17 protein-coding genes are annotated in these 19,512 nt (G+C 69.7%); 6 read left to right on the top strand and 11 right to left on the bottom strand.

Annotation, left to right across the window (positions count from 1 at the left end):
• Positions 1-278: 278 nt before the first annotated feature.
• The 4 genes from ACIRRA_RS09365 (at position 279) to ACIRRA_RS09350 (ending at position 4,283) form a co-directional block, all read left to right on the top strand.
• Positions 279-1,940 (top strand): fatty acid CoA ligase family protein, encoded by a 1,662-nt coding sequence (locus ACIRRA_RS09365; RefSeq protein ID WP_402765287.1) that lies wholly within the window; start codon positions 279-281, stop codon positions 1,938-1,940.
• Between the two features lie 9 nt (positions 1,941-1,949).
• Positions 1,950-2,258 carry a hypothetical protein gene (locus ACIRRA_RS09360; RefSeq protein ID WP_402765284.1) on the top strand — a complete coding sequence of 103 codons (309 nt, stop codon included), beginning with the start codon at positions 1,950-1,952 and terminating at the stop codon, positions 2,256-2,258.
• A gap of 13 nt (positions 2,259-2,271) precedes the next feature.
• Positions 2,272-3,306 (top strand): NAD-dependent epimerase/dehydratase family protein, encoded by a 1,035-nt coding sequence (locus ACIRRA_RS09355; protein ID WP_402765281.1) that lies wholly within the window; start codon positions 2,272-2,274, stop codon positions 3,304-3,306.
• A gap of 146 nt (positions 3,307-3,452) precedes the next feature.
• Positions 3,453-4,283, top strand: coding sequence for an alpha/beta fold hydrolase (locus ACIRRA_RS09350; RefSeq protein WP_402765279.1), 831 nt, complete (start codon positions 3,453-3,455; stop codon positions 4,281-4,283).
• Positions 4,284-4,373: 90 nt separating this feature from the next.
• Here ACIRRA_RS09350 and ACIRRA_RS09345 read toward each other — a convergent pair whose 3' ends face one another.
• Positions 4,374-5,318, bottom strand: a complete 945-nt coding sequence (locus tag ACIRRA_RS09345) for a helix-turn-helix transcriptional regulator (RefSeq protein WP_402765277.1) — start codon at positions 5,316-5,318, stop codon at positions 4,374-4,376.
• A 63-nt stretch (positions 5,319-5,381) separates the two neighbouring features.
• Between ACIRRA_RS09345 and ACIRRA_RS09340 the strand changes: the two genes are divergently transcribed.
• A complete protein-coding gene (locus tag ACIRRA_RS09340) occupies positions 5,382-6,530 on the top strand; it encodes an epoxide hydrolase family protein (protein ID WP_402765274.1) in 1,149 nt (382 codons plus the stop codon).
• Between the two features lie 25 nt (positions 6,531-6,555).
• Here the strand turns inward: ACIRRA_RS09340 and ACIRRA_RS09335 are convergent, their stop codons facing one another.
• The 8 genes from ACIRRA_RS09335 to ACIRRA_RS09300 all read right to left on the bottom strand — a co-directional run bounded on the left by ACIRRA_RS09335 (position 6,556) and on the right by ACIRRA_RS09300 (position 17,032).
• Positions 6,556-7,428 (bottom strand): LLM class flavin-dependent oxidoreductase, encoded by an 873-nt coding sequence (locus ACIRRA_RS09335; RefSeq protein ID WP_402765271.1) that lies wholly within the window; start codon positions 7,426-7,428, stop codon positions 6,556-6,558.
• A gap of 80 nt (positions 7,429-7,508) precedes the next feature.
• Positions 7,509-7,817, bottom strand: coding sequence for a pyrimidine/purine nucleoside phosphorylase (locus ACIRRA_RS09330; RefSeq protein ID WP_354837226.1), 309 nt, complete (start codon positions 7,815-7,817; stop codon positions 7,509-7,511).
• Between the two features lie 90 nt (positions 7,818-7,907).
• Positions 7,908-8,801 (bottom strand): patatin-like phospholipase family protein, encoded by an 894-nt coding sequence (locus ACIRRA_RS09325; protein ID WP_402765267.1) that lies wholly within the window; start codon positions 8,799-8,801, stop codon positions 7,908-7,910.
• A 113-nt stretch (positions 8,802-8,914) separates the two neighbouring features.
• The gene (locus ACIRRA_RS09320; protein ID WP_357008088.1) at positions 8,915-11,275 is read right to left on the bottom strand and encodes a RelA/SpoT family protein; all 2,361 of its coding nucleotides are present in this window, start codon (positions 11,273-11,275) and stop codon (positions 8,915-8,917) included.
• Between the two features lie 210 nt (positions 11,276-11,485).
• Entirely contained in the window at positions 11,486-13,084 is a 1,599-nt protein-coding gene (locus ACIRRA_RS09315) for an ABC-F family ATP-binding cassette domain-containing protein (protein ID WP_402765263.1), read from the bottom strand.
• 170 nt (positions 13,085-13,254) lie between these two features.
• Positions 13,255-14,460 (bottom strand): MFS transporter, encoded by a 1,206-nt coding sequence (locus tag ACIRRA_RS09310; RefSeq protein ID WP_402765261.1) that lies wholly within the window; start codon positions 14,458-14,460, stop codon positions 13,255-13,257.
• A 66-nt stretch (positions 14,461-14,526) separates the two neighbouring features.
• Positions 14,527-15,006, bottom strand: coding sequence for an RrF2 family transcriptional regulator (locus ACIRRA_RS09305; protein WP_402765258.1), 480 nt, complete (start codon positions 15,004-15,006; stop codon positions 14,527-14,529).
• Between the two features lie 43 nt (positions 15,007-15,049).
• On the bottom strand, positions 15,050-17,032 hold the full coding sequence (locus tag ACIRRA_RS09300; RefSeq protein WP_402765256.1) for a peptidoglycan DD-metalloendopeptidase family protein: 1,983 nt from the start codon (positions 17,030-17,032) through the stop codon (positions 15,050-15,052).
• A 115-nt stretch (positions 17,033-17,147) separates the two neighbouring features.
• Here ACIRRA_RS09300 and ACIRRA_RS09295 point away from each other — a divergent pair, with 115 nt between their 5' ends.
• Positions 17,148-17,435: a hypothetical protein gene (locus ACIRRA_RS09295; RefSeq protein ID WP_402765253.1), complete on the top strand. Its 288-nt coding sequence runs from the start codon at positions 17,148-17,150 to the stop codon at positions 17,433-17,435.
• On the opposite strand, the gene ACIRRA_RS09290 is transcribed toward ACIRRA_RS09295, so the two are convergent.
• Positions 17,432-18,646, bottom strand: a complete 1,215-nt coding sequence (locus tag ACIRRA_RS09290) for a PucR family transcriptional regulator (RefSeq protein WP_402765252.1) — start codon at positions 18,644-18,646, stop codon at positions 17,432-17,434. The genes ACIRRA_RS09295 and ACIRRA_RS09290 overlap by 4 nt on opposite strands.
• A gap of 266 nt (positions 18,647-18,912) precedes the next feature.
• Positions 18,913-19,485, bottom strand: a complete 573-nt coding sequence (locus ACIRRA_RS09285) for an adenine phosphoribosyltransferase (RefSeq protein ID WP_402765249.1) — start codon at positions 19,483-19,485, stop codon at positions 18,913-18,915.
• Positions 19,486-19,512: the final 27 nt, after the last annotated feature.

The raw sequence follows: 19,512 nt of genomic DNA, 5'->3' as shown, positions 1-19,512 counted from the left end.
GCCTCGGCAATCACAGTGCGCTCGATCATTTTTCGTGACGTAATCGCTGGAAGAAAGTGGTGCGCACGCCGATCGGCGAATGGTCGCGCCGTCACCCCGTAGGGGTGGAATAGGGGGTTTCGAGGAACCGGTGTCGGTACCCGGAGACACACTAAAACCGTTGTATATCAAACGAATACGGAGCGCCACGTCTAGCGGTCCGACATCACCCCGTGTAGCCTCACCGATACATTCCTCGCATTCCTCGACAATTCACTGGGGGAAGTGTGTCGCATTCCTTGCCCACCATTTATTGGCGCGCTCTCGATCGTTTCAGCGACATCGTCGCCGCCCATCCCGAACGGGAGGCGGTGATCTATGCCGACGGTAGGAATCGGGACGGCCTGCCCGATTACCGCCATCTCACCTACGCCGAACTCGATGCGTGGTCGGACACGATTGCCGAGCGGTTCGCCGAGGCCGGCGTCACCCGCGGCGCGCGCACCATCGTGCTGGTGCGGCCGGGACCCGAGCTGTACGCCGTCCTCTACGGGCTGTTCAAGATCGGCGCGGTGCCGGTGGTGATCGACCCGGGCATGGGCGTGTTCAAGATGCTGCGCTGCCTGCAGGCCGCCGACGCCGAGGCCTTCGTCGGCGTCACCGAGGCGCAGGCGCTGCGCATCGTGTTCCGCGCCTATTTCCGCAAGGTACGGATGGCGGTCACGGTCGGGCGCTCGTGGTGGCAGCGGCCCACCCTCGAAAGCTGGGGCCGCACACCGGCTTCCACGCTGCCCGAACGCGAGCCCGCGCCCGATGACGAACCACTGCTGATCGCCTACACCACCGGCAGCACCGGGCCCGCCAAGGCGGTGGTGCTCACCCACGGCAATCTCAGCGCCATGATCGACCAGGTGGACACCGCGCGCGAGCACGTCGCGCCGGGCACCTCGCTCATCACCGCGCCGGTGGCGGGCATCCTGGAGCTGCTGCTCGGATCCCGGTGCGTGCTACCGCCCCTGATTCCCTCCAAGGTCGGGGCGACCGATCCGGCGCACGTGGTCGACGCGGTGCAGCGGTACGAGGTGAAGACCATGTTCGCCTCCCCCGCCGTGCTGATCCCACTCCTGCGGCACATCGAGCAGACCGGGGCGTCCCTGCCGAGCATCCAGAGCATCTACTCCGGCGGAGCGCCCGTCCCGGACTGGTGCATCGCGGCGCTGCGGCAGGTGCTGCCCGAGCCGGCCAAGGTGTACTCCGGCTACGGCGCGACCGAGGCGCTGCCCATGGCGACCATCGAATCCCGCGAGCTGCTGGGCGATCTGGTGGAGCAGGCGCACACCGGGCACGGGGTGTGCGTGGGCGCACCCGCGCTCCACGTGCGGGCGCGCATCATCGCCATCACCGACGATCCACTGCCGGACTGGTCGGACGCGGAGGCACTGGCGGCCGACCTGGCGGCGTCGCGCGGGATCGGCGAGCTGGTGGTGTCCGGGCCGAATGTCAGCCCCCGCTACTTCTGGCCGCAGGCGGCCAACCGGACCGGCAAGATCGCCGAGGGCGAGGTGATCTGGCATCGCACCGGAGACCTGGCCTGGATCGACGACGCTGGGCGAATCCGCTTCTGCGGGCGCAAGAGTCAGCGGCTCGAGACGGCGAGCGGGCCCATGTTCACCGTGCAGGTCGAGCAGGTGTTCAACACCGTCGAGGGCGTCGCCCGCACCGCACTGGTGGGCGTGGGCGCGCGGGGGGACCAGCAGCCGGTGCTGTGCGTGGAGCTCGCGCCCGGGGCCGACCGGGCCGCGGTCGAGGACCGATTGCGAGGGCGGCGCGACGAATTCGACATCACCAAGCCGGTGGCGGAGTTCCTGTTCCATCCGCGGTTCCCGGTCGACATCCGCCACAACGCCAAGATCGGCCGCGAGAAGCTGGCGGTCTGGGCGGCCAAGCAGGTCGACGGGTAGGGCCGCGGCATGAGCAGCCCGGCGCCGCAGATGGTTCCGCTGATCGCGCGATTGTATTTCCTGGCCGGGATCGCCGCCCGGCTGTATCTGCTGGCCGGGCTGATCGCCGCGGTGGCCGGACGCGCCCCGTCGAATCCGGCGCTGCGGCTGCTGTGGTGGGCCGACGCGGCACTGTGCGCCGCGGACCCGGCCACCCGCATACCCGTCGGCATGGCCGCCGACGAGCTGGCCAGCCGGATCGGCTGGGACACCGCGGCGCTGGCACCGCTCCTCGGCCGCACTCGGCGACGCGACCGCACACTTCTGGAGGCATCGTGAAAGCAGCAGCATCGTGAAGGCATTGGTGACGGGGGCCTCCGGATTCCTGGGCGGCGCGCTCACGCGCCGGCTGGTGCGCGACGGGGACCACGCGGTGGCGATTCTGGTGCGGCGCACCAGCAATCTGCGGGACCTGGCCCCGGTGCTGGACCGCGTGGAGCGGGTGGTGGGCGATCTCGGCGATCCCGACTCGCTGGAACGCGCCGTCGCCGGGGTCGATGTCGTGTTCCACAGCGCCGCCCGCGTGGACGAGCGCGGCACCCGCGCCCGCTTCTGGACCGAGAACACCGCCGCCACCTCGCGATTGCTGGCCGCTGCCCGGGCGGCCGGCGCGCAGCGGTTCGTGTTCATCTCGAGTCCGAGCGCGCTCATGGACCGTGACGGCGGCGACCAGATCGATGTCGACGAGTCGGTTCCGTATCCCCGCCGCTACCTCAACCACTACTGCGAGACCAAGGCCGCCGCCGAACGCCTGGTGCTGAAGGCGAATACGCCCGGATTCACCACCTGCGCGCTGCGGCCGCGGGCCATCTGGGGTGCGGGCGACCGGTCCGGGCCCATTGTGCGGCTGCTCGTACGGGCGGCGGCCGGGACCCTGCCGGATCTGTCGGCCGGGCGTGAGGTGTACGCCTCGCTGTGCCATGTCGACAATATCGCCGAGGCCGCGGTCAGGGCCGCTGCCAGCGATAATGTCGGCGGCAAGCCGTACTTCATCGCCGATGCGGAGCGGACCGACGTGTGGGGGTTCCTCGGTGACGTCGCCGCGGACCTCGGCTATCCGCGGCCGGGCCGCAGGCTCGATCCGCGCGTGGTGGCGCTGGTGGTGTCGGTGATCGAAAACCTCAGGCGGGTACCGTATCTCGCCGAACACTGGACACCTCCGCTCTCGCGGTACTCGGTGGCGGTGATGACCCGCTCGGGCACCTACGACACCTCCGCGGCCACCCGCGATTTCGGATACCGGCCCGTAATGGATCGCGACACCGGTATGACCGAACTGAAATCCTGGATCCGCAGCGAGGAGGTGATCGCCGGATCCACCCGCTGACCAGCGCTCGGACGCTTCCCTCAAAAACTTGTGTTACGCGCGGTACCGGCTAGCATGGCTGGTACCGCGCGAGGGTGAGTCGGTGCTGACGGCCCTCGAGGCCGCAGACGCAGTGCAGCACCGCTACTCAATGAGGAGAGCGCCCGATGCCGGAGTTCGACTATCACGGCGTATCCGTCGCCTACGAAAGCGCCGGATCCGGGGATCCGATCCTGTTTCTGCACAATATCGGCGGTGACCGGCGCATCTGGGCGAACCAGACGCGGGCGCTGGCGGTCACCAACACCGTGTACGCGCTGGATCTGTTCGGCTACGGCGACTCCGACTCGCCCGCGGACGGGTACACCGTCGACAACTACGTGCGCATGGTGTCGGAGTTCATCGACGCCCACGGGCTCACCAATGTCACGATGGTCGGCAACTGTTTCGGCAGCGCGCTGTCGCTGCTGTACACGCGCCGCAATCCGCAGAATGTGCGCGCCTTGGTGCTGTGCAGCCCCCTGACCGCCGCCACCCTGCGGCCCACGCCCACCGGGTGGACCGCGCGCGCGGCCGCGCTGCTCCCGCTCGACTCCGTCGCGGGCGCGATCCGGCTGCCCGGTTTCGCCGCGAATCTCGTTGTCCGCGAACAGCTCGGCCCACGCGGCCGCGGCATGGGCTCCTCCGCCTTCACCGGTCTGCGCCACCGCTGGAGCGAACCCCGGCGCCTGCTCCCACCCGCTGCCATCGCACGTGACCTGCCGAAACTGGCCGTCCTCGACGACTTCCGGCCCGGCCCCGGATTCCCGCCCATCACCACCGTCTGGGGCGCCAAGAACCGCATCCTGTCCGCCGCCGCGGGCGCCCGCCTCAACACCACCCTGTGCCCGTCCGAGGCCATCGAACTCCCCGCCTGCGGTCACCTCATGATGCTGGAGCAGCCCGAAGCCGTCACGGCCGCCATCCGTTCCGCCACCCGCACAGCCCTGGCGGGCTGAACTCACCCAGCACACAACCCCTCTCGACAAGATCCCCGAATCCTGGTCCGGGATGCGGAGATACCGCGCGACCCCGCGCGTACGCGCAGATCAGCCCGCCGCCCGGTGCAACCGGGTAGCCAGCTCACGTAGGCGCGCAGCCAATTCCGGGGGCTCGAGGACCCGGAACTCGAAACCGAAACCCGCCACGTGGACGGCGATGGCGTCGAGCGAATCCGCGCCGGTGTGCAGGACGCAGGTGTCGGGGTCGACGGCCTCGAGCACGCCGACGGTCGGCGCGATCACCTCGGCGGCCCGCTCGGCGGAGGTCAGCAGCGTGATACGAGCCCGATAGCGATAGGGCGCGGTGGTCACTCCCCGGGAGACCTGATCGGCGGCGTCGGGCGCGGCGCGGGGCGTGAAGCGCGGGCCGGTCGGGATGCGCGGGGTGAGGCGGTCCACCCGGTAGGTGCGCCAATCCTCGCGGTCCACATCCCAGCCGGTCAGATACCAGCGGCGGCCGATGTGCACCAGGCGATGCGGTTCGGTTGTCCGGCAGGATGTTTCACCCGTGTGGGTGCGGTAGTCGAACCGCAGGCGATGCTGATCGCGAATGGCGGCGGCGATCGCATTCAGAGTGTCCGGGTCGACGCGCGGGCCGCCCGCCGGCACGGCCACGGTCGCGGCCTGCAGCGTCGTCACCCGATGCCGCAAACGCGACGGCAGCACCTGCTCGAGTTTGGCCAGCGCCCGCAGCGAGCTCTCCTCGATGCCCGCGATGGTCCCGCCCGCCGCGGTGCGCAATCCCATGGCCACGGCGACGGCCTCCTCGTCGTCGAGCAGCAGCGGCGGCAGCTGCGCGCCCGCACCCAGCCGATACCCGGCCGCGCCGGCGGTGGCGTCGACGGGATAGCCGAGCACGCGCAGCTTGTCGATATCCCGGCGCACGGTGCGCACATCGACCGCGAGCTGTGCGGCCAGCTCCGCGCCACTCCACTCGCGCGGGGTCTGCAGCAGCGACAGCAGGCGCAGCAGCCGGGCGGAGGTTTCCAACATGAAATCGATTCTGCCGCACAGCTAGGGCAGAAACTGTCCTAACTGCCTCCTACCGTGGTTCTCATGACCGAACAGATCACGCCCTTCCGCATCGACATCCCCGCCGAGCAGCTCGACGACCTGCGCCGGCGTCTCGACGCCGCGCGCCTGCCCGACCCGCTGCCCGGCGACGACTGGGACACCGGCGTCCCGGTGCACTGGCTGCGCGCGCTGCTCGACCACTGGCGCACCGGATACGACTGGCGCGCCGCCGAAGCCGAGCTCAATCGGTACCCGCAGTTCCACACCGAGATCGAGGGACAGCGCATCCACTTCCTGCACATCCGCTCCGCCGAACCGGACGCGGTGCCGCTGCTGCTCACCCACGGCTGGCCCGGTTCGATCGCCGACTTCCTCGACGTCATCGGCCCGCTGACCGATCCGCGCGCCCACGGCGGCGACCCGGGCGATGCCTTCCACCTGGTCATTCCCTCGCTGCCCGGGTTCGGGTTCTCCGGTCCGGTCAGTGACACCGGCTGGACGCGGGGCCGCATCGGCCGGGTGTGGGCGGAACTCATGAACCGGCTCGGCTATCAGCGCTACGGCGTGCAGGGCGGCGATATCGGCGGCGCGGTCAGCCCCGAGGTGGCGCGCACGGCGCCGGATCGGGTGATCGGCGTCCACGTCAACGGCGGCCCCAACCTGCCCCCGCCCTCGGCGGCGAATGATCTCGACGAGCTCACCGACCTGGAGCGGGACCGGGTGCGTCGCATCCAGGCATTCATGCGAGAGGAGTTCGGCTACATCGCGATTCAGTCCACGCGGCCCCAGGCCCTGGCGTACGGGCTGGTGGATTCGCCGGTCGGCCAGCTGGCCTGGATCATGGACAAGTTCCGGGAGTGGACGCACCCACGCGGCGTCGATCCCGACAAGATCATCGACCGTGACCGCCTGCTCACCACCGTCATGCTCTACTGGCTCACCGGCACCGCCGGGTCGGCCGCCTACGTCGGGTACGCGAACAGCGGGGAAAGGGGTGTGCCCGCCGTGAATTCCGGTGTGCCGACCGGTGTCATCGCGTTCGCGCACGATGTCTGCATCCGCCGCTACTGCGAGCAGTCCAACACCATCACCCGCTGGGTCGACGTGGATCGCGGCGGGCATTTCGCGGCCATGGAGGAACCCGAGCTGTTGGTCGGCGACATCCGGGAATTCTTCCGCGACCTGCGCTAGACCGTGCGGAAAGCCTTCGGCCGCCTCAGGAAACGAGGGGCCTGACCTGCTCGGCGGCGAAACGGACGAAGCCGACCGGGTCCGGTTCGTCGGCGGTGGGCTGCAGGACCACGCTGGTGGCGCCTGCCTCCACCCACCGGAGCACGGTATCGGCGATGGCCCGAGCGTCTCCCGCGACACCGATATCGGGGATACCGTCGCGGTCCTGCCCGCGCAGGTCCGCGGCCACCCGCTCCGCGGCATCGGGACCGGTCGCCGCCAGCAGGTATACGACAATCGGATACGGCTGTGCCGCAAGCGCTTCGGGTCGCGCGGCCCGCACGATCCCGGCGGCCGTCCGGATCCCGTCGGCGGGTGTGGAGCTGGTGAGGATCACCCCGTCAGCCGCCTCCCCCACCAAACTCAGCGTCCGGGGCCCGGTCGCGGCGGCCAGGATCGACGGTGCGGCGGCCGGCGGCCAGTCCAGCGCGACGTCGTCGAGCCGGACATACCTGCCCTTCACCGTGATTCGCTGCCCGGCCAGCAACGCCCGCAGCGCATCGAGGTATTCGCGCAGCAGGGTGATCGGCGAGGCGACCCGCTCCCCCACCTGGCCCATCCAGTCCTGAACCCCGTGTCCCACACCCCAGATCCCCCGCCCGGGGAACATCCGCTCCAGCGTCGCCAGCTCCATCGCGGTGACCGCGACATTGCGCAGCGGCACCGGCAGCACCCCCACCCCGACCCGCACCCGCTCACTCCACGCGAGCGTCGCCGCGGCCGTGGCGATCCCGCCCTCCAGGAAGCAGTCCTCCCACAGCCACAGCTCGTCGAGTCCCGACTCGTCCGCCGCCCGCACCACGTCCCGCAGCCGCTCGGGCGGTTGCTGCGGCCGGAACACCACTCCCAGGGTCGTCATACCCCATGCGTACCACGCCGGAGCCGGAAATGGCTGTGGCCCGGTCACATTCGCGCGACCGGGCCACAGGGGTTCGGAACTCAGCCGAAGTGGCAGACGTAGTGGACCGGCTCGACGACCTCGATCTGGAAGCTGGAGTTGCCCGGCACGGAGAACGACTCGCCGCCCTTGTAGGTGACGGCCTCGGACTCGCCGGCAAGGGTGACGTTGCACTGGCCCTCGAGCAGTTCCATGATCTCCGGCGCGCCCGTGTTGAAGGTCAGGGTGGCGGGGAGGATGACACCGATCGACTTGCTGGTGCCGTCGGCCAGTTCGATGTTGTGGCTCACACACTTGCCATCGAAGTAGACGTTGGCGCGCTTGGTGACGGTGACATTCTCGAACTTCATGCTGGTACGGGGCCCTTCCTACGGGTGACGACCGGCCGCGCGGGCCGGTCCGGTTCGCGCCGATCGTACCCGCGACCGCCGGGCAATCATTCAGTCGGGCAGGGCGTCGAGCGCCTGGGCCGCCAGCAACCGCCCCTGCTCGATGATCGGGGTGGCGCGATGGAAATCCATGGTGCCGCAGATGTTCTGCGGCACCTCGATCACCAGGTCCGGCGGGTGCGCGGCCAGATGCTGGCGGGTGAGCGCGGCCAGCATGAGATCGATGGCCCGCTGGGCGACATCGGTGGCGCGGATGCTGCTCAGCGCCGGGGGCTGCGCTACTGCCTCCTCGACCGGGGTGCGTGCCCCGCCCAGCCGCTGCGCCGAGGACCTCCACCACTGGGTGAACCAGTTCGTGCGCGGTTGCGCGCGGTCGTAGGCCGGGTCCGGCGCGCCCGAGAGGTCGACGCCGATGGTCATGTCGGCGGGTCCCAGCGCCATGGTCGCCACTACCGGCAGCGGATCGAGTACACCGCCGTCCACCAGCACGTGCCCGTCGACGAGCACCGGGGTGATGAATCCGGGAATGGCGATCGAGGCCCGGATCGCGGCATCGAGCTCACCGGCCTGGAACCAGGTCGACCGGCCGGTCGTCATATCGGTGGCCACCGCGACATACGGGATGGGCAGGTCCTCGATGCGCAGGTCGCCGAGCATCTCGCGGATCCGGTCGAGGACCTTGCCCGCGCGGATCACGCCCGGTTCACTGAACGCCGGATCCAGCAGCCGCGCCACCTCGAACTGGCCGAGAGTGGTTGCCCAGGATGTGAATTCGTCGAGCCTGCCGGCCGCGAACAGTCCGCCGACGACCGCCCCCATCGACGATCCGGCCACGCCGACGATCTCGTAGCCGCGCTCCCGGAGCTCGGCGATCACGCCGATGTGCGCGTATCCGCGTGCGCCGCCACTACCCAGGGCGAGTTTGACGCGCTTGCCCGTCGACATATCGATCTCCTACCCAGGTGTCGCGACTGTTCGGCGGCGCGTTCCGCTGCTCCACCCGGCCGCTGCCGCGCACCAACCGACCCGTCCCCCACCGGCTTTCGCCGGGGACGGGATCAGGCGGCCGAGGTCACGCGGTAGACGTCGTAGACGCCTTCCACATTGCGAACCACGTTGAGCAGGTGGCCGAGGTGCTTGGGGTCGCCCATCTCGAAGGTGAATTTGGAGATGGCGACCCGGTCACCGGAGGTGGTGACCGCGGCCGAGAGGATGTTGACCTTCTCGTCGGCCAGCACCTTGGTCACATCCGACAGCAGACGGGTGCGGTCCAGGGCCTCGATCTGGATGGCCACCAGGAACACCGACGAGGGCGACGGCGCCCATTTGACCTCGATGATCCGTTCCGGTTCCGAGCGCAGCGAATCGGCGTTGGTGCAGTCGGTGCGGTGCACGCTGACCGCACCGCCGCGGGTCACGAAGCCCATGATCTCGTCGCCTGGCACCGGGGTGCAGCACTTGGCCAGCTTGGAGACCGTGCCGGGCGCGCCCGGAATCTCCACGCCCGCATCGCCCGTCGTGCGCTGGCGCGCCGGCACGGTGGACGGCGTGGACCGCTCGGCCAGTTCGTTCTCGACATCGCTGACGCCGCCGAGCTGGGCCATGAGCCGCTGCACCACGTGGTGCGCGGACACCTGGTTCTCGCCGACGGCCGCGTACAGCGCCGAGATGTCGGTGTAGTGCAGCTCGTGGGCGAGCGCACTCATGGCGTCGACGCTCATCAGACGCTGCAGCGGCAGGCCCGAGCGCCGGACCTCCTTGCTGATGGCGTCCTTGCCCGCCTCGAGGGCCTCCTCGCGGCGTTCCTTGGCGAACCACTGCCGGATCTTGGCCTTGGCACGCGGGGACACCACGAAGTTCTGCCAGTCCCGCGAGGGTCCGGCGTTCTGGGCCTTGGAGGTGAAGATCTCGACGACCTCACCGTTCTCCAGCTGCCGTTCCAGCGCGACCAGCCGCCCGTTGACGCGCGCGCCGATGCAGCGGTGGCCGACCTCGGTGTGCACGGCATAGGCGAAGTCCACCGGGGTGGACTTCTGCGGCAGGGTGATCACGTCACCCTTGGGTGTGAACACGAAGATCTCGGGCGATTTGAGGTCGAAGCGCAGCGACTCCAGGAACTCGGCCGGGTCGGCCGCCTCCCGCTGCCAGTCGAGCAGTTGACGCATCCACGCCATGTCGTCGACTTCGGTGGAGTCGTTGGAGTGCTTGCCCTTGGTCTCCTTGTACCGCCAGTGCGCGGCGATGCCGAACTCGGCGGTCCGGTGCATGTCCTGGGTGCGGATCTGCACCTCCAGGGGCTTACCGTCCGGGCCGACCACGGTGGTGTGCAGTGACTGGTAGACGCCGTAGCGCGGCTGGGCGATGTAGTCCTTGAACCGCCCGGCCATGGGCTGCCACAGCGAGTGCACGACACCGACCGCGGCATAGCAGTCGCGCACCTCGTCGCAGAGGATGCGGATGCCGACCAGGTCGTGGATGTCGTCGAAGTCCTTACCCTTGACGATCATCTTCTGATAGATCGACCAGTAGTGCTTCGGACGGCCCTCGACCACGGCATTGATCCGGCTCGACGCCAGGGTGTTCACGATCTCGGCGCGCACCTTGGCCAGATAGGTGTCGCGCGAGGGCGCGCGGTCGGCGACCAGCCGCACGATCTCGTCGTACTTCTTGGGGTGCAGGATCGCGAAGGCGAGGTCCTCCAGCTCCCACTTGACGGTGGCCATACCCAGCCGGTGGGCCAGCGGCGCTATCACCTCGAGGGTTTCGCGGGCCTTCTTGGCCTGCTTCTCCGGCGGCAGGAAGCGCATGGTGCGCATGTTGTGCAGCCGGTCGGCGACCTTGATCACCAGCACGCGGGGGTCGCGGGCCATGGCGATGATCATCTTGCGGATGGTCTCTGCCTCGGCGGCCGCGCCCAGGTTGACCTTGTCCAGCTTGGTGACGCCGTCGACCAGATGGGCGACCTCGGTGCCGAATTCGGCGGTCAGCTCGTCGAGCGAGTACCCGGTGTCCTCGACGGTGTCGTGCAGCAGCGCGGCCACCAGCGTGGTGGTGTCCATGCCCAGCTCGGCCAGGATGTTGGCCACGGCCAGCGGGTGCGTGATGTACGGGTCGCCGGACTTACGGAACTGGTGGGCGTGCTTCTCGTCGGCGACGTCGAAGGCCCGTTGCAGCAGAGCGAGATTCGCCTTCGGGTACAGCTCCCGGTGCACGGAGGCGAGGGGCTCGAGCACCGGCTTGACAGCGGCGATGCCGCGCTGCCCGGTCATGCGGCGGGCCAGGCGCGCGCGGACGCGACGTGATGCGGAGGTGGGAACGGCGGTGGTGTTGCGAGCGGCGGACTGCCCGTTGGCCGATGGGGTGGCGGACTCACCCTCGGGCGATTGCCCCGAGTTCGCCTTCTCCAGATGCTGTGTCATGCCACCTCCGCTCGCGGCCCCGATCGGAAAACCATATCGGACCGTTCAACCACCCAGATCATCCACTTTAGTCCTGGAATCGGATCCCGACCGGGACGGCGATCACCGCCGGTCCGAACGGCTCCGGAGCGATGAACGATACCCGGTCGGGGCCCGGTTTCGCGGCCGCATGGGACCTGGATTGTTCCGATGTCGGCCGGACCTCCCTGCTCATTGTTCGCCCGCGCTCTCGACCAGGCCGTCCGGGGTCAGTTCCAGCCTCCGAGTCACCCCGATCTCGGTGAGGAACCGCGGGTCGTGACTGACCACGAGCAGCGCGCCCTGGAAGCTCGCCAGCGCCTCGGCGAGGTGGGCGAGGCTGGGCAGGTCCAGGTTGTTGGTCGGCTCGTCGAGCAGCAGCAGTTTGGGCGCGGGTTCGGCCAGCAGCAACATGGCCAGGGCCGCGCGCAACCGCTCACCGCCCGAGAGCGCGCCGGCCGCGACATCGGCGTCGGTGCCGCGGAACAGGAACCGGGCCAGCTGGGCCCGGATCTGTTCGGCCGAGGCGTGCGGCGCGGTGGCCGCCACGTTCTCGAACACCGACTTCAATTCGTCGAAGACGTCCAGGCGCTGCGGCAGCATGCGCCAGGGCACCCTGGGCGACTCCTCGCGGATGCGGTGCAGCAGCGTGGTTTTGCCGATGCCGTTGCGTCCGGTGAGCGCGATGCGTTCGGGGCCACTGACTTTCAGTGTCACCGTCGGCCCGCACGGCAGCCGCGCCTCGGTCAGTTGGAGCACGTCCTGGCCCGGATAGAGCCGCGTATCCGGCAGGTCGACGCGGATCTCGCGGTCGTCGCGCAGCCGGTCCTGCATGTCGGTCAGATGGTCTTTGGCCTCCTCGACCTTGCCGATGTGGTTGTTGCGCAGCTTCCCCGCCGAGACCTGGGCCTGCCGCTTGCGCTCCCCCATGACGATCTTGGGTTCGCGCTTCTGGTCCCACATCTTCTGCCCGTAGCGTTGCCGCCGATCGAGTTTGATGCGGGCCTCGACGAGTTCGCGAGCCTGCTTGCGGACATCGCTGCGGGCCTCCCGGATCGCCGCGCGGGCGGCGTCCTGCTCGAGCTGGATGATCCGCTCGTACTCGCTGAAATTGCCGCCGAAGAGCCGGATCTCGCCCTGCCGCAGCTCGGCGACGGTGTCCACGCGGTCGAGCAGTTCGCGGTCGTGGCTGACAGTGAGCACGGTGCCGGGGAACTGGCCGACGACCTCGTAGAGGCGTTGCCGCGCCACCTGATCGAGGTTGTTGGTCGGTTCGTCCAGCAGCAGGACGTCGGGTTCACGCAGCAGCTCGGCGACCAGGCCCAGCAGCACGGTCTCGCCGCCGGAGAGGGTGTCGAGCCGCCGGTCCAGCTGCGCGACATCCCCTGCGACGTAATGCAATCCGAGCCGTCCGAGCAGTGCCACGGCGCGTTCCTCGATATCCCAGGCGGTGCCCACGGTTTCGAAGTCGGCGTCGGTACCGGATCCGGATTCGATGCGGTGCAGGGCTTTCCGGATCCCGGCCAGACCGAGCACCGCGTCGACCCGCTGCCCGGCGGCCAATCCGAGGTCCTGACGCAGGTACCCGAACCGCCCCGGAATGCTCACCGAACCGCGCGCGGGGCGCAGTTCGCCGGTGATCAGGCGGAAGAGAGTGGACTTCCCCGCGCCATTGCTGCCGACCAGGCCGAGGTGACCGGGTCCGAGCTGGGCGTCGAGACCGTCGAAGACTCCGGTGCCGTCCGGCCACGCGAAGGTGAGATCGGAAATGGAAATAACGGGCATTGACATGCGGGCCTCCCGAGAGTGAGCGAATGCGGCGCGCGATTGCGGGCCACTCGGCGATCACCTCAGAAGAGCAACGGCATGTCTCCGATCGGACGGGAAAGAACTCGACTACGGTAACCGAGATCAACGAGCCCGTGCAAGAACGTATTTCGTGAGCCGAGTCTCACCGCCGGTCAGCGCGCGGCTCGCGCGGTGCACCGCAGGTAGCCGAGCGCGATCACGGCGAGCAGTGCGGCCAGGCCGTACATGACCGTCGCGCCATGCCCCAGGGTGATGCCGCCGAGCGCGGTCCCCGCGCCGATGCCGACGTAGATGCAGGAGGCGTTCAACGCCACCACCAGTCCGGACTCCCGCGGCGCGGCCGCGATGAGCCGGTGCTGCTGGGCCGGCGTCTGGCACCAGCTGGCCGCACCCCAGCCCAGGGCCAGCAGCCCGACCAGGACAGGAACACTGGTGCCCGTCGCCGCCAGCACACCCATGATCGCCAGGGTCGCTGCCATCACCGCGTATCCGGCGGTCAGCACCCGCGCGGCGCCGAAGCGGTCGGTGGCGTAACCGGACGACAGGTTGCCCGCCACCGCGCCCACGCCGTACAGCATCAGCATCCACGCGGTCGTGGCGGCCCCGATTCCCAAGGCCCCCAACGCCGGAACAGCATACGCGTACACGACATACGCCGCCCCCATGCCCAGCACGGTCAGCGGCAGCACGGCCGCGACCGACCGATTGCGCAGCACCGCCAGCCGTTTCGCCAGCGGGACCGCGGGATTGCCGGGCAGCGCGGGCACCCATGCCGCGACACCGGCCGCCGCCAGCAGGCACACGATCGCGACCCCGGTCAGCGCCGACCGCCAGCCCAGCCAGTGCCCCAGTAGATCGCCCAGCGGCACACCCAGCGCGGTCGCGATGGTCAGGCCGCCGACGACCACCGCCAGCGCCCGCCCGCGCGCCTGCGGCGACACCAGCGCCGCGGCCACCGCGCCCGCATTGGGCGTGAACGCCGCCGCTCCCAGCGCGGCCACGATCCGGGTGGCCAGCAGGATCGAGAACGTCGGTGCGAGTGCCGATCCCAGATTCGTCAGCGCGAGCACCAGCAGTGCCGACACCAGCAGCGCCCGGCGCGGCAGCCGCGCGGTCATCGTGGCCAGCACCGGTGACCCCAGCGCATAGGCCGCCGCGAACACCGTCACCGCCGCGCCCGCGGTCGCCGTGGACACCCGCAGCGATCCGGCCAGGTCCGGCAGGAACCCGGCCAGGATGAACGAGTCGGTGCCGACGGCGAAGGTGCCCAACGCCAGGATCAGGGTGCGCCGCAACCCGTTCGGCGCTGCGGTGGCCTCAGCCGTCGACGGCCGGGCATAAACCGGGATATTATTCATCCCGAATCTCCTTCCGAAAAAACCCGGCACGGGGCCGGGTCGGTTTCTCGCGGACGACGCGACCGCTCAGGCGGTCACGCGTTCATAGAAGTTACGTGCGTGGGCCGAGGCATTGGCCGGGGCGTCGGCCATCAGGTCGGCCACGGTCTGCGCGGTCAGCTCGCGCCGCCAGGCCAGCTCGGCGCGCCCCATGGCCCGGGCGATGCCGCACGGCTTGGCGAATTCCGTACTCGCCCGCGTCGCTCCGGCCCCGCGGCGGCGAATCTCGGTGCAGCGGAAGGCTTCCGTGCGTCCCTCGACCGCGGCCACCACGTCCATGAGCGTGATGCGCTCGGGTGTGCGCGCCAACCGGTAGCCCCCGCGTGCGCCGGGCGTGGAGTCGAGGATTCCCTCGCGCACCAGCGGTTGCAGCCGCTTCTTCAGGTATTCGGGCGGCAGTTCGAAGATCTCGGCCAGGCGGGCGGTGGCGATCGGCGCGTGATCGTCGAGCCAGGCCAGCACCGTGCAGCAGTGCAGTCCCCATTCGACGCCTTCACCCATCATCATGAATAGGGATAGTACATGTCCCGGATACCCGGGACAACCCGATTCAGCGGCTGATACGGCGGGCCTTCATACCGTTCGAGAGCGGCACCTCGGTCACCTTGCCGCCGGACTCGGCGTGCAGCATGCGGCCACTGCCGGTATAGACGCCGACATCCGAGGGCCCGCGCGGGCCGAAGGATCCGAACACCAGATCACCGGGTTTCGCGCTGAGCAGCTGGACCTCCACGCCCTGTTCCCACTGCTGTTCGGCCGTGCGCGGCAGGCTGATGGTGCTGCCACTGGCCGCGAACACCGCGGCCGCGGTGAAGCCCGCCTGGTCGAACCCGCCGTCGCTGGGCCCGCCCGGGCCGCCGCCGCCGAAAACGTAAGGGGTGCCGACCCATTGCTGTCCCGCCGCCACGATCTGCGCCCCCAGATCGGCGTTCGGGTCGGCCTGGAACCGGCCCTCGCTGCCGAGGCTGCGAAATCCGGGCTCGGCGGCCAGGATCCGCGCGACGTACGGCCGGGTCTCGGTGTAGTGCCGGGAGATCTGGTTGGGCATGCCGCCGGAGGCCAGTACCGCGCCCTCACCCGCGTTGTAGGCGGCGATGGTGAGCGCGGTCAGGTCGCCGGAGACCTTGCCCTCCGACATCCAGCCCTCGATGGTCTTGGCGATGGCGCACATGTAGCGGCCCTGCCCGATGATGGCGTCGGCCGGATCCAGCACGCTGGCATAGCCTTTGCCGTCGGCGTCGATGACGTAGGGCTGCCCGTCGGGCGCGAGGGCCTTGGCGGTGCCGGGCATGAACTGGGCGATGCCCTGCGCGCCGTCCGGGGACACCGCGTCGGTGCGGAACCCGGATTCGGCCTGCCCCTGGGCGGCCAGCAGCGAGGCGCCGATCTCCGGACACAGTGAGCCCGCGCGGCGGTACCAGATCTCGAGTTCGGGTGGCACCTTCCCCGGGGCGAGATTGCCGCCCGGCGTGCCGAATCCGTTCTCGCAGTATGGCGTCGAAGGAGCAGGGACGCTGCCGCCCGCCAGCCATGGCATGGGGTCGACCTGGTGCCCGCCGGTCAGTCGTCCGCCCGGCACCAGTTCGAAATGCAGATGCGGGCCGGAGGATTCGCCGTTGTTGCCGACGTCGGCGATGTGCTGGCCCATCTGCACGACATCGCCGGTGCGCACGAAGATCCCGTTGTCGTACATGTGCCCGTACACGGTCGAGTACCGGCGCCCGCTCTCGTCGAGGGAGTCGATGACAACCCAGTCACCGAATCCGGAGGCCGCGCCCGCGGCCACCACCAGTCCGTCAGCGGCCGCATAGATCGGTGTCCCCGCCGGTGCCGCCATATCGACACCCATATGGGTGCCGCCGCGTGCCCCGAAGCCATCGGTGATCGTGAATTGCGATGGGGAGATGGGATATTGGTGACGCCCGGCCCCCGTCAGGCTGCCGGCCTCGTTGACCGTGCCAGGCATTGCGGCCATGGAGGCATTCGCCGGCACCGGTACCGCGGACGTCGGCGCGGCGGCGTCCGCAACGGTCACCTGCACCCGGTCCAGGTGATTGCGGGCCGCGTCGCCGCGATCGCCGAGCGGGGTCCACTCGATGCCGGCGGCCGCGCCCGGGGTCCAGCTGCGCTGCTTCCAGATCAGGTAGTCGACCCGGAAGGCGGCGGCGTTCTGCTGCAGGAACGAGACGATGGCGTCGCCCTTGCCGGAGTCCGCGCCGACGATGAATTCCACCGAGCGCCCGGCCTTCAGGTCCGGAACGGAGTCGTCGTTCACGATGCCGCGCATGTCCATCATGCCGAAGTGGGCCACCGTGCAACGCAGCACGCGCAGCGCGCCCTCCTGCAGGCCGGCCTCGACGGGCGAGCCGGTGCTGGGGCAGTTGGGTTCGGTGCGGGCCGAGGTAACGGCTGGCACCATGGGTGTGCCCGGGCCGCAACTGGTCTCGCTGGCGGGCAAAATGATGACGAGGACGAGCGTCATCAGACCCAGCACCAGGGCGACCGCCCCACCTACGAGGACTTTGGGCTTCACGCCCGAACGCTCCCGGCCGCCGCGGTGATCACCCGGACATCATGCCATGGCGGACACGCGGTTTCACGGATCTGTGTGTCTGTTTCAAGAGGCATACAGCGGGCATCCCTCCCATATGCCGTATGTCGCCCGCAATGAAGTCCACGCCGCTCGCATCATCAGCGGCGTCGGCGCGTTGTTCGCCCTCGTCGAGGGTGTCTACATCCTGATGCTGATCCTCAACGCGGATCAGGCCAACAAGTTCTTCGTCTTCATCAAGGGGCTCGCCGAACCTCTCGCACTGTTCTTCCCGGGGCTGTTCCACACCGGCAGCCCGAACGTGGACATCATCCTGAATTACGGCCTGGCCGCGGTCTTCTGGCTCGTGGTCACCGGTTTCGTCGCCCGGGTCATTGCCCGCTAGAGGCCGGCGGCCGAGAGATCGAACGCGGTGAGAGCCGCGGCGAACAAGGGCGCGTGCTCGGAGCGGCCGGGATCGTATCCGGTAAGGGCGGCGATGCGGTTCAGGCGGTAGTTCAGGGTGTTCCGGTGCACGACCAGCGACTCGGCGGCCGCGACGCGATTGTGATCGCAGGCCAGATACGCGCGCAACGCCGCCATCAGGTGCTGATGCCGGGCCAGCGGCGCGAGCAGGCCGAGCAGCCAGGCGCGGGCGGGACCGGGGCGGGCGAACTGGTACTGGAGGGCAAGGTCGGCCATGCGGTACACACCGGTCGGCCGTCCCAGTCCGAGAGCGAGCCGGGCGATCTCCCCGGCTTCCTCGCCGCGCGCGGGAATCTCGGAAACCGTTGCCGCGGTGGCCGTCCCGGCTATCACCCGGACACCCGCGGCGGCGGCGATCCGAACGACCGCGGCGTCGACCCGGGCGGCCGGTTCGCTCACCGGCACCAGCACCCAGCCCCCGGCCCGATCCAGCACGGTCAGCGCCAGCGGTGACAGCGCGTCGACCTCCCGGTGGATCACCCGCATGGCGGGCCGCGCATCGCCCACCGCGGCGGGCCGCGCATCGCCCACCGCGGTCGCCGTGCCAGCGGTACGCAGCGCCAGCACGTGGTAGCCGCCGAGCGCGATCCCGAATCGGTCGGCGAGCAGTTCGGCCGGTTTGCCCTGCAACAATGCCTGCGCCAGAGCGCGTTTGGCCTCCCATTGCTCCCGGTGCAGGTCCTGCCGCTCACGCAGATAGGACCCGGCGACGCCGGGAATGACGACGCCCAGATACCGCAGCAGCTGCGGCACGGCCCGCAGCAGCTCCTCCCGCTCATGTTCGGTCCGCGCCTGCGCGGCGAGGAAGTTCCAGGCTGCCAGCGCCCCTTGGTGATACACCGCCAGCACCGCGTCCAGGGGGACGCCTTCGCGCGCCCGCCGCACCGCGACCGCGACCATGTCGTCCAGATCGCCCGCCTGGGGTTCGCGCCCCTCCCCCAGCAGTCGCGCGAACAGCCGTAGATTTTCCTCGGCACGATGGATCACGTCCCGCTCCAGCAGATCCCGTGGCAACTGTCCGTAATCCGGGACGCTGCGCACCACCGCGGCCAGGATCTCCCGCGCGGCCTCGGGCAGGTGGGTCGCCAGGAATTCCGCGAACGCGGCCTGGTCCTCGGGTGGGTTACTCACCGGTACATTGTTGCCGCGACCGAATCTCTTCGCGGGGCAAATGAATCCAGCAGGGCGAATAGCCGCCACCGCCGGACCGGCCTGTCATTCCACCAAATCCGGCTGCGCGATCGTCTCGACGGCGTTCCGGCCCCCGAGGGCTGCACCATCACCGATCCGGTTGTTCGTGATGGCCGAACTCAGGTTCTGGCAGACCCTCGGGGAGATCCTCCCCGCCGCCGTGCAGGCCCTGATCGGTCAGGCCATCGGGGCGGGGAGGTGACCGGTCACAGCTTGACGATGGAGGTCAGCGGATAATCACCCTGGCGCTCACGGCCTTTGAGGAAGCCGAGCTCCAGCACCACCGCCGCCGCGATCACCTCGGCCCCGGCGGCGGCGAACAGCTCGGCCGCCGCAGCGAGGGTGCCGCCGGTGGCGAGCACGTCGTCGAGCAGCAGGACCTTGCGACCCTTCAGATCGATGCCGTCGGCCGGGATCTCCAGTGCGGCCGAACCGTATTCGAGGGTGTACTCACGCGAGATGACCGGCGGCGGCAGCTTGCCCGCCTTGCGGACCGCGATCACGCCGGTGCCCAGCGTGGCGGCCACGCCCGCGCCCAGCAGGAAGCCGCGCGCGTCCACGCCCGCCACCAGGTCGGCGTCGGGGGCGCAGGCCGCGAAGCAGTCCAGCACTGCACGGAAGCCCTCGGAGTCGGCGAACACCGGGGTCAGATCCGCGAAACGCACTCCCGGCGTCGGGAAGTCGTCATGCCAGCGGGTCAACCGCCGCACCGCGGCCTCCGCGCGGGCGGCCCGCTCCCCCGCCACCTCGGCCGTCTCCAGCATCTCGTGCTTGCTCATCCGCACCCACTCCTCATTCACCACGCC

The organism is Nocardia sp. NPDC101769, from assembly GCF_044766925.1.
In the GTDB taxonomy this organism is placed as follows: domain Bacteria; phylum Actinomycetota; class Actinomycetes; order Mycobacteriales; family Mycobacteriaceae; genus Nocardia.
This window is presented reverse-complemented; position numbering and strand designations above follow the sequence as displayed.